General features: G+C 65.7%; 10 protein-coding genes. 9 read left to right on the plus strand and 1 reads right to left on the minus strand.

Annotated features, from left to right (window positions below; translation table 11 throughout):
• The 8 genes from RIN18_RS16805 to RIN18_RS16840 all read left to right on the plus strand — a co-directional run.
• On the plus strand, nucleotides 1-1,155 hold a 1,155-nt coding region (locus RIN18_RS16805), incomplete at its 5' end, for a tripartite tricarboxylate transporter permease (RefSeq protein WP_309105130.1).
• The gene (locus RIN18_RS16810; RefSeq protein ID WP_309105131.1) at nucleotides 1,152-2,021 is read left to right on the plus strand and encodes a dihydrodipicolinate synthase family protein; all 870 of its coding nucleotides are present in this window, start codon (nucleotides 1,152-1,154) and stop codon (nucleotides 2,019-2,021) included. The genes RIN18_RS16805 and RIN18_RS16810, both read left to right, overlap by 4 nt.
• Before the next feature lie 271 nt (nucleotides 2,022-2,292).
• Entirely contained in the window at nucleotides 2,293-3,615 is a 1,323-nt protein-coding gene (locus RIN18_RS16815) for an extracellular solute-binding protein (RefSeq protein ID WP_309105132.1), read from the plus strand.
• Nucleotides 3,616-3,673: 58 nt separating this feature from the next.
• Entirely contained in the window at nucleotides 3,674-4,564 is an 891-nt protein-coding gene (locus RIN18_RS16820) for a sugar ABC transporter permease (RefSeq protein WP_309105133.1), read from the plus strand.
• Nucleotides 4,561-5,445: a carbohydrate ABC transporter permease gene (locus RIN18_RS16825; protein ID WP_309105134.1), complete on the plus strand. Its 885-nt coding sequence runs from the start codon at nucleotides 4,561-4,563 to the stop codon at nucleotides 5,443-5,445. The genes RIN18_RS16820 and RIN18_RS16825 overlap by 4 nt, the downstream gene beginning before the upstream one ends.
• The gene (locus RIN18_RS16830; protein ID WP_309105135.1) at nucleotides 5,442-6,938 is read left to right on the plus strand and encodes an FGGY-family carbohydrate kinase; all 1,497 of its coding nucleotides are present in this window, start codon (nucleotides 5,442-5,444) and stop codon (nucleotides 6,936-6,938) included. Before RIN18_RS16825 ends, RIN18_RS16830 begins: the two co-directional genes overlap by 4 nt.
• Nucleotides 6,935-7,591, plus strand: coding sequence for a class II aldolase/adducin family protein (locus RIN18_RS16835; protein ID WP_309105136.1), 657 nt, complete (start codon nucleotides 6,935-6,937; stop codon nucleotides 7,589-7,591). Before RIN18_RS16830 ends, RIN18_RS16835 begins: the two co-directional genes overlap by 4 nt.
• A gap of 7 nt (nucleotides 7,592-7,598) precedes the next feature.
• On the plus strand, nucleotides 7,599-8,558 hold the full coding sequence (locus RIN18_RS16840; protein ID WP_309105137.1) for a ketose-bisphosphate aldolase: 960 nt from the start codon (nucleotides 7,599-7,601) through the stop codon (nucleotides 8,556-8,558).
• 6 nt (nucleotides 8,559-8,564) lie between these two features.
• Here the strand turns inward: RIN18_RS16840 and RIN18_RS16845 are convergent, their stop codons facing one another.
• Nucleotides 8,565-9,362, minus strand: a complete 798-nt coding sequence (locus RIN18_RS16845; protein ID WP_309105138.1) for a DeoR/GlpR family DNA-binding transcription regulator — start codon at nucleotides 9,360-9,362, stop codon at nucleotides 8,565-8,567.
• Between the two features lie 84 nt (nucleotides 9,363-9,446).
• On the opposite strand from RIN18_RS16845, the gene RIN18_RS16850 reads away from it, so the two are divergent.
• On the plus strand, nucleotides 9,447-9,573 hold a 127-nt coding region (locus RIN18_RS16850; RefSeq protein ID WP_309105139.1), incomplete at its 3' end, for a LacI family DNA-binding transcriptional regulator.

Genomic DNA, 9,573 nt, shown 5'->3' on the forward strand with positions numbered 1-9,573 from the left:
GGCATCCTGGCCGGGCTGTTCGGGCTGATGCTCGGCACCGTCGGCACGTACCAGGCCACCGCCGACCAGCGTTTCACGTTCGGGCTGCTCGAGCTCGTCGAAGGTGTGAACTTCATCGCGGTCATCATCGGACTGTTCGGCATCGCCGAGCTTCTCGATCAGCTGCTCACGCACCACGAGTCGAAGGTGAGGCCGATCTCCAGCCTTGGCCGCTGGCTGCCGAACCGTGCGGAGCTCAAGCAGGGTGGCAGGGCCACCGCAGTGGGCGGCACGGTCGGCCTCGGCGTCGGACTCATCCCCGCGGCCGGTGGAGACATCGCCGGGCTGATCGGCTGGGAGCGCGCACGCAAGGTGTCGAAGCGCCCCGATATGTTCGGGAAGGGCTCGATCGAGGGTGTGGCAGCGGCTGACTCGGCATCCAGCGCGACCCTGGGCGGCTCGCTCACCACGACCATGGCGCTCGGCATCCCCGGCGACTCGGTCATGGCGGTGATGATCGGATCGATGATCATCTGGGGCATCACCCCCGGACCGAACCTCTTCTCGAACCGGCCCGACCTCGTGGTCTCCATCGCGGGCATCATGCTCATCGCGACGCTGCTGTCGCTGGTGCTCAGCCTGGTGCGCATGAAGGGCATGGTGAAGCTGCTCGACGTGCCTCAGCCGTACCTGTGGAGCGGCATCCTCATCTTCTGCATCATCGGCACCTACGCCACGTCGAACAGCCTGTCGACCGTGATCACCATGCTCGTCTTCGGCGTCATCGGTGTGCTGATGAAGCGGATGCAGGTGCCGGCCGGCCCGGTCGTGCTCGGTCTGCTGCTCGGGCCGCTCGCCGAGGAGAACCTCGCGCGCACGCTCGCGATCCTGCCGACCCGGCCGTTCTTCGAGGTCGTCAGCCCCATCGCCATCATCCTGTTGGTGCTGGCCGTGCTGTCGATGGTCATGCCGGCCATCCGTGCGGCGCGCAAGCCCCGCGGCAAGCGAGCGGCGCTGGAGGATTCCATCCTCGACACGTCGAGTATCGAACAGATCACCCGGGGAAGGGACGAGCTCGCGGCACAGCCCGATCTGCTCACCTCCACCGTCCGCAACATCGACGAGACCCCGGCGCCACGCCGGCGACGTCGCACCAAGAAGGAGAACGAGAAGTGACCCGCTACGACATCCTCACCGCGATCCCCACCGCGTTCCACCGCGACGGATCGCTCGATCTCGAGGGGTCGCGTGCGATCTTCCGCTACGTCGGATCCTCGGGCAACGAGGGCGCGTTCGTCCTCGGGACGACGGGCGAGTTCCCGGCCGTCGATGTCGAGGAGTTCCGTGCACTGGTGTCAGCCGCCGTCGAGGAGCTGGCCGACCGGATGCGCGTGATCGTGCACGTCGGGCGCCCGAGCGCCTTCGAGGCGGTGCGCCTGGTGCAGATCGCCCGCGAGCTCGGCGCCACGGAGTTCGCCGCACTCACGCCGTACTACCTCCGTTCGACCGACGACGCAGTCTTCGAGTACTTCGGGCAGGTGTCGGATGCCGTCGGCGACGGCCGCCTGTACGTGTACGTCTACCCCGCCCGCAGCGGCAACCCCGTCTCACCCGAGCTGCTTGTGCGTCTCGCCGCGCTGCCCAATGTCGTCGGTGCGAAGGTGAGTGAGCTGTCGCTGGAGGACATCGCGGCGTACCGCGCGGTCGTGCCTGCCGACTTCGAGCTGTACACCGGAGCCGACCGCGACCTCATCGCCGCGGTCGAAGTCGGTGCGCAGGGTGTCGTCTCCGGAGTGTCATCGGTCACGCCGAAGCCGTTCCGTGCACTGGCGGACGCCGGCCGATCGGGCGACGCGGCCGCCCTCGCGGCAGCGCAGAGTGCGGTGGACGAGGTGGTGGCTTCGATCGGCGGCGACATGGCGCGCATGAAGGAGGGCTACCGAGTCCTCGGCGTCACGGATGCCTATTGCCGGATGGCGATCGCCGAGCCCGACGAGGCCGGGCGCGAGGAGGTCGCCAGGGTGGTGCGGACGCACGCCTGACGGTGCGCGGTGCGCGGTGCCGTGCCGGAGCCGCTTCTATCGAGAAACCACTCTGCGCATGACGAACCATGCGGACGGGTGGTTTCGGCGTGCGCCGCGGGTCGTCTCACCAGAACTTTCGATTCCTCAAGCTGGTTCCGTCGAAAACACAGAAAACAAAAGACTTTCGACTAACTTCATTGAGTTCCTGGTCATCAAACCGCAAGCAAACCTAAACTGATCGCGTCCGGCAATCGCCGAGAACTTTTACAGCGACGTAAGGGGTTTGCAGATGAAGCTCAAGAAGAGCCTCGCGGCGGCAGGGGCGATCGTCACCGCCTTCGGCGTGACAGCATGCGCTGGCGGAGCCGCGCCCACGGAGACCGGCGGCTCTGGCTCCGCTGACACGGTGACGTTCCGTTCGTGGAGTCCAATCGATCAGACGACTCGGCAGATGATCGAAGCGTTCGAGGCCGACAACGACGGTGCGACGATCGACGCCACGATCTTCAATTATCCTGAGTACCTGGTCGATCTGCAGAGCCGGGCCAGTTCTAACACGATGCCCGACATCCTCGGGCTCCAGCCGGGCGCGCTGACTCAGCAATACCGCGATCACCTCATGCCGCTGCAGCAGTGCGCGGAGGACACCTGGGGTGCGGACTGGCAAGACAGGTTCTACCCCATCGGCATCGAGCAGTCGCGTATGGGGAACCCTGAAGGCGACGAGAACTTCTACGCCCTCCCGATTCTCACGCAGACGGTCAACCTGTGGGCGAACTCGCAGATCTTGGAGGAGGAGGGGAAGTCCACCCCGAAGACTTGGGACGAACTCGTCTCGACCGTCGAGGACATGAAGGGCAAAGATTACGCGCCCTTCCTCCTTCCGGCGAAGGACGCGTGGCTCCGGAATGTGGTCTTCCTGCAGATCGCGAACAACGTCGCGCCAGGCAAAGTCTACGAGGCGGAGGACGGGACGGTGCCTTGGACGGATGCCGAGATCGTTGCCGCCTTCGACTACTGGAGCAAGCTCTTCAGCGAAGGCATCGCACAGGAAGGCGCCATCGGGTTGGACGCCTACCCCTCAGCTGTGAACCAGTTCGAGGCCGGTAACGCGGCGATGATCCCGCTCGGCGCATGGTGGATCCAGCAGTCCGACCCGACGAAGTCCGACATCCCGCCCCTTTCGCAGGGCATGGCCGGGTACGAGCCGTTCCTCTTCCCGACGATCCCCGGCGGCGCTGCCGAGTCGCAGTTCGTGGGCGGGATCGACGTGAGCCTCGGCATCTCCAAAGACACCAAGAATCCGGAACTCGCGTGCAAGGTTCTCACGGACTTCATCGCCGGAGCGGGTGCGCAGAAGCTCGTGAACACGATGAACGACGTGCCGGCCGTCACCGGCCTGACACCCGAGGAGTTCACCAGCGAGAAGCAGGAGGAGATCTGGAACCTCTTCGTCGATGAATGGCTCCCTCAGGTCAAGTACTCCCGCTACTTCGAGTCCCCGAAGCTCGACCAAGCGGTGGCGGACGCACTCGCGGCCATCGCCACTGGCGATGCCACTCCCGAGCAAGCCGCGCAGTCGGTCCAGAAGGTCCAGGACTCGTTGAACTGACACTGATCCGGTCGGGGCCGCCGGCGCCGCTCCGGCCGGATCCAGGGATAGTGCACACATGAAGACACTCACGAGAGAGCGCCTCACCGGCCTCGCATTCCTCAGCCCCACGCTCCTGCTGTTCGCCGTGTTCGTCGTCTACCCGATCTTCTACAACGTGCAGGCCAGCACACTTGAGTGGGACGGCGTCAACGTCGGGACATTCGTCGGAGCTGCCAACTACGTCGAACTATCCCAGGATCCGACGTTCCTCATCACCCTGCGGAACTCGGTCTACTGGATCGTGCTCACCATCATTCCGCAGGGAGTGATCGGCTTCCTGCTCGCGGTGGCGCTCAACCAAGGGTTGCGTGGGAGCACGATCTACCGTGCAATCTTCTTCATCCCGGCCATCCTGTCGCCGGTCGTGGTCGGGATCGTGTGGCAGCGGATCCTCGATCCGTTCAACGGGGTGCTGACGTCGCTGGGCAAGGCGACGGGGTTGGGTTGGCTCGGTGGCGACTACCTCACGGATCCATCGACGGCGATTTTTGCGGTGATCTTCGTGAACGTCTGGATGTGGACCGGTTTCTCGATGCTGTTCTACCTGGCAGGCCTGCAGCTCATCGACCCGAGCCTCATCGAGGCGGCTCGCATCGATGGGGCGAGCGGCTTTCAGACGATGGTCCGCATCACCTTCCCCCTGCTCAAGACGACGACGCTCTCCCTTGTGCTCTTGGGCATCATCGGCTCGCTGAAGACCTTCGAACTCGTTTACGTCCTGACGCAAGGGGGACCCAACCACGCCAGCGAGATGCTTCCGACCTTCGCGTTCCTCGAAGCGTTCCAGCTTCAAAACGTGGGCTACGCGTCCGCCATCAGCGTCGTGCTCCTCGTCGTGGCAGTCGCCAGTTCCCTGTCGATGGTGCGCGTGTTCGGGGCCGGCTTCATCACGGGAGACGAGAAATGAGCACCATGTCCGAGACCCGCACCCTGGTCGTGCCGAACGAACGTCAACGCTCAAAGGGGCGCGCTCCCGGGCGTCGAGTCGGGTGGTTGCATCCGGTGCTGATGGTGCTCGCGGCGCTGTGGCTGCTGCCGATCATCATGGTCGTCGCGCTGTCGCTCATGCCGCCGGCGAACCCGACGACCACCTTGTTCGGCACCGTTCCGCAGGAGTTCAGCATCAGGAACTACCTGATCATCTGGGAACAGAACCCGATCCTGCTGCACCTGTTGAACAGCGCGATCATCACGGGGCCGTCCGTGCTGCTCGTCTGCGTACTAGGATCGATGGCCGCGTTCGCACTGGCACGGCTGCGGGTACCTCTCAAAGCGCTGATCTTCGGGACGCTCATCCTCGCCCTCATCCTCCCGATGTCGAGCATCGTGGTGGCAACCTTTCGGATCCTCCAGTCGATGCAGCTCTACAACAACCTGACGGGGCTCGTCCTGGTGTACACGGCGCTGGGACTGCCATTCGCGGTGATCATCATCCGGACTTCTTATCTCGCGATCCCGATGGAGACGTACGAGGCCGCTCGTCTTGACGGTGCCAGCTCCTGGCAGATCTTCTGGCGGATCTACTTGCCGCTCGGCAAGCCCGCTCTCGCCGTCGTCGCAGTCTGGCAGACGATGATGAGCTGGAACGACTTCCTCCTGCCCCTGGTCACGCTCGGCGACAACGCGCTCAAGCCGCTCACGCTCGTTCCGCTCGCGTACCGAGGCATGTACCTCTCTCAACCGGGTGCGCTCTTCGCGATTCTCGTCCTCATTTCTATCCCCGTTGTCGTGCTCTTCATCGTGATCCAGAAGTATCTGGTCAACGGATTGTCGGGAGCCATCAAATGAGCATCATCGGCCTCGACCTCGGCACCAGCGGCGTCCGTGCCGTCGCGTTCGACGGCGGAGGCGGAGTCCGAGCCCACGCCAGTGCACGCTTGGCGCTGAGTCGCGACGGGCGCGGGCGCGTGGAGCTAGACGGAGACGCGATCCTCACGGCCGCCGAACGCGTCGTTGCGCACGCAGCCTCGGGTGCCGCCGCGGCGGGGGACCCGGTAAGGGCCATCGGCCTCAGCATCCTGGGCGAAGCCGTGGTGCCCGTGGACGCGGAAGCGCGCCTGCTCGCCCCGGTCGCGGTCAGCATGGACACCCGCGGCACCCCGCACGCCCTGGCATTGGGCGACGCCATCGGAGCCGACCGATTCTCACAGATCACGGGTCAGCCGCTGCACGGGATGTTCTCCCTATTCAAGATCATGGCGGGCGACGAGCGGTGGCGGGATGCCGCCGGGTACCGATGCGTCGGAGATCTCGTCGCCGAGCGCTGGACGGGACGCCCCGGTATTGACCTCAGCCAGGCTGCCCGCACGGGCGCTCTCGACGTGGGCACCGGCGATTGGAGCCCAGACATCTTCGAGTTCGCGTCCGAGTTCGCGCCGTGGCTCCGAGAGGATCGGATGCCGGAGCCGGTGGCGGCCGGGGAGGTCATAGCACGGCTCGCCGAGCCGGCGGCATCCCGGCTGGGGCTCCCCGCGGGTACACCGGTGGTCGCCGGCGCCCACGACCAGGCAGCGGCGTTTCTCGGCGCTGGCGGCGACCCCGGCATCCGCTCTGTGATCGCGTTCGGGTCCAGTGATTGCATGACCATCGGAACGTGCGAGCGTCCGCATAACCTGGCGGGAACGGGTTTCGCGACGTATCGCGTGCGCGACGGGCTCTGGGTGACGTTGGCGGGCACGGCGGCAGGTGGATGGGCGCTCGAGTGGTTCGCCGGCCTCCTCGACCGCCCCGTCGTCGAGGTGTTCGACGCGTTGTCGGAGGTGCCGCCCGGGTTGCTCTTCCTGCCGTATCTCGCCGGTTCAGGAACGCTCGACAACGATCCGGGTGCACGCGGCGTCATCCACGGATTGACCCTCGACACCACCGTTCCCGACGTCGCTCGCGCGGTCGTCGAAGGCGCTGGGTACGAGTTCCACAAAATCGTCGCCGCGCTCGTGAGCCGCGGAATCGCCGTCGGCGACCTGCGGGTCACGGGCAGCGGAGCCGACAACCGCGCCGCGCTCGCCGCCAGGGTGGACGCCTCGGGGCTCTCACTCACACCCGCGCCACCAGACGCCTCGGCGCGAGGGGCCGCGATGTTCGCCCTGGCCGCCATCGGCGGGGATCCGGCGGAGCTCTCACCTCGCTTCGACGAACACCTCACGGTGTCGCCGAGCACCGACCCCGACGGATGGTACGCGCGACAGCGCCGCGCCTATGTCGAACTCTACGAGAGCACGCAGGGCATCGCCTCGCACCTCGCTTCCTCACCAGCCTCACATCAGAAGGAGAATCACACATGACCGGTGAAGCCACCGCGGTCGAGTTCGACCTCGCCACGGCCAAGCAGGAGATACTGGACTACTGCCTGCGCTCCATGGAGTACGGGCTCAATTTCAACACGCAGGGCAACATCAGCGTTCGAGTTCCCGGTGTGGAAGACCGGTTCCTCATCACCCCCACCGATCTTGAGTACGACCGCATGACTGCGGACGACATCGTGCTCGTGAACGGGAACAGCGAGGTCGTCGAAGGACGGCTTGGCCCCTCCAGCGAGGTGACTGTTCACATGGCGGTGTACAAGCGGCGCCCGGATGTCAACGCGATCGTCCACTCGGAGCCGATCTTCTCGAACGTGTGGGGCGTCGTCGGTACTCCGATCCTCGGAACGCTCGTCAACATGGTGATCTACACCAAGGGCGATGTCCCGATCATGCCGTTCGAGCTCAGCAACAACAGCGCATTCGGCGAGCACATGTGCGACGTCATGGGCGACCTTAACGCGGTCGTATGGGCCAATCACGGCCTGCTCACCGTCGGCCCGAACCTGCGCGACGCGTTCAAGACCAGCGTGGCGGTGGAGTCGGCGGCGAAGGTGCAGGCGTATGCTCGGGCGCTGACCGACACACCGATCGTGCTTGAGTACGGCAAGCTCGGCATCACCAGTGCGCTGTGAGTATCCGATGACGCTCGAGACTCTCAGAGAGGTCCTCGGCCGTGCCGAGGAGGGTGCTTACGCGGTCGGTGCCTTCAACGTGTCAAGCCTCGACCAGGCGGTTGCCGTGCTCGATGCAGCCGAGACGGAGCGTTCACCCGTCATCGTGCAGGCGATCGCCGGGATGTCGGCCTATTCGGACGAATCACGGTGGTGGCACCGACTACGCGCGCTGTGCGAGGAATACGCTCAGGTCGCCGTCGCGCTGCACCTCGACCACGGTCGTACGTATGACGACTGCGCCCGCGCGATCGATCATGGCTTCACCAGCGTCATGATCGACGCGAGCCGCGCGGCCGACAGCGATGCTCCTGCCGCTTTCCTCGATAATGTCGAACTGACCGGCCGGGTGACGACTCTGGCGCGGCCGGCCGGTGTCAGCGTCGAAGGGGAGCTCGGCACGATCGGGGGAGCGGAGGCGGGCGTCACCGGCATCCTCGAAGAGATCGTCTTCGCCGATCCCGATCAGGCGGTCGAGTTCGTCGATGCAACGGGCGTGGACGCGCTGGCCATCGCCGTGGGCACCAGCCACGGTTCGGTGAAGTTTACCGACGAGGCGGGTGGCCAGCGGCTACGGCTCGCGCTCATCGCCGAGATCCGAGAGCGTCTGCCGGACACGTTCCTGGTCCTGCACGGCTCGTCTTCCGTCCCGGCGGACGCCGTCACGGCGATCAATCTCCATGGAGGACAGGTGCGCCCGTCATACGGGATATCGCCGGGGCAGAAGTCCGAGGGCATCGCGGCTGGTATCCGGAAGATCAATCAGGGGACCGACTCTCACCTCGCGTGGAGCGCGGCGCTCAGGACGTTTCTGGACGAGAACGCGGCCGTCGTGGAGCCGAGTGAGCAACTCGCACCCGCCATCGCCGCGTTCCGCGGGATGGTGGCGCAGAGGATGCGGGAGTTCGGATCGGCGGGACGCTTCTGAATCGAGTCACACGAGTTCGAGGGCCATCCCCGCCTCGCGCAGCGCGTCGAGTTCGGCAGCCGGTGCGTCGGCGCCGGTGATGAGCAGGTCCATCTCGGCCAGGGGCGCGATCTGGATCATCTGGCTGTTGCCGAGCTTGGAACCGTCGGCCACGACGATCCGGCGCTTCGCGGTGGACAGATAACGACGCTTGATGGTCACCTCGGGCAGGCTCGAGTTCGTGCACCCGTTCGCCGAGACGCCGTTGCATCCGATGAAGCACAGATCCGAGTGCACCGAGCCGAGGAACATGTCGCCCAACGGGTCGATCAAGGAGCGCTGCCGGTAGTTCACCGTGCCGCCCGTGACGACGACGGTGATGTGTCCGGGCTCAGCCACGCCGAGTTCAAGCGCGATCGACAGCGAGTTCGTGAACACCACGACACCGCGGAGGTCCTCTCGAGCCTTCAACGCTCGGGCGACCGCCAGGGTGGTGGTGCCTGCGTCGAGCATGATGGCCATCTCGCTCTCTACGTGCTGGGCGGCAGCGTGCCCGATGCGACGCTTCTCCGTCACGGCGCGAGTCAGAGCGCGCTCGTAGTCCGGCGAGTGGGCGGTGGACTTGATGCCGCCGATCGCACCGCCGTGGACCCGCTGGATTACGCTGGCCTCCGCGAGCGCGTCGAGGTCGGTGCGGATCGTCACCTCGGACACGCCGAGGGCATGGCTCAGCTCTTGCACCCGGGCGAAGCCCTGTCGCTCCACAATCGACACGATCTGCTCCCGCCTGACGGCGGCGGGGACCGCCTGTGACCACTCCGGCATCTGCTCACACTAGCCCTCCCGAGTAAAGGCGGACCGCGGCCGGTAATGTCAGAAGCCCCGTCCGCACCAGTTGCAGGGAACGCGATGGCCACGATCTACGACGTCGCGCGACTCGCCGGCGTTTCTCCGGCGACCGTTTCGCGCGTCTTCAACGGGGCCAGCGTGTCGCCCGAGAAGATCGAGGCGGTCAGAGCGGCGGCGAGGGAGCTGA

The organism is Microbacterium sp., from assembly GCF_031179285.1.
GTDB lineage: Bacteria > Actinomycetota > Actinomycetes > Actinomycetales > Microbacteriaceae > Microbacterium.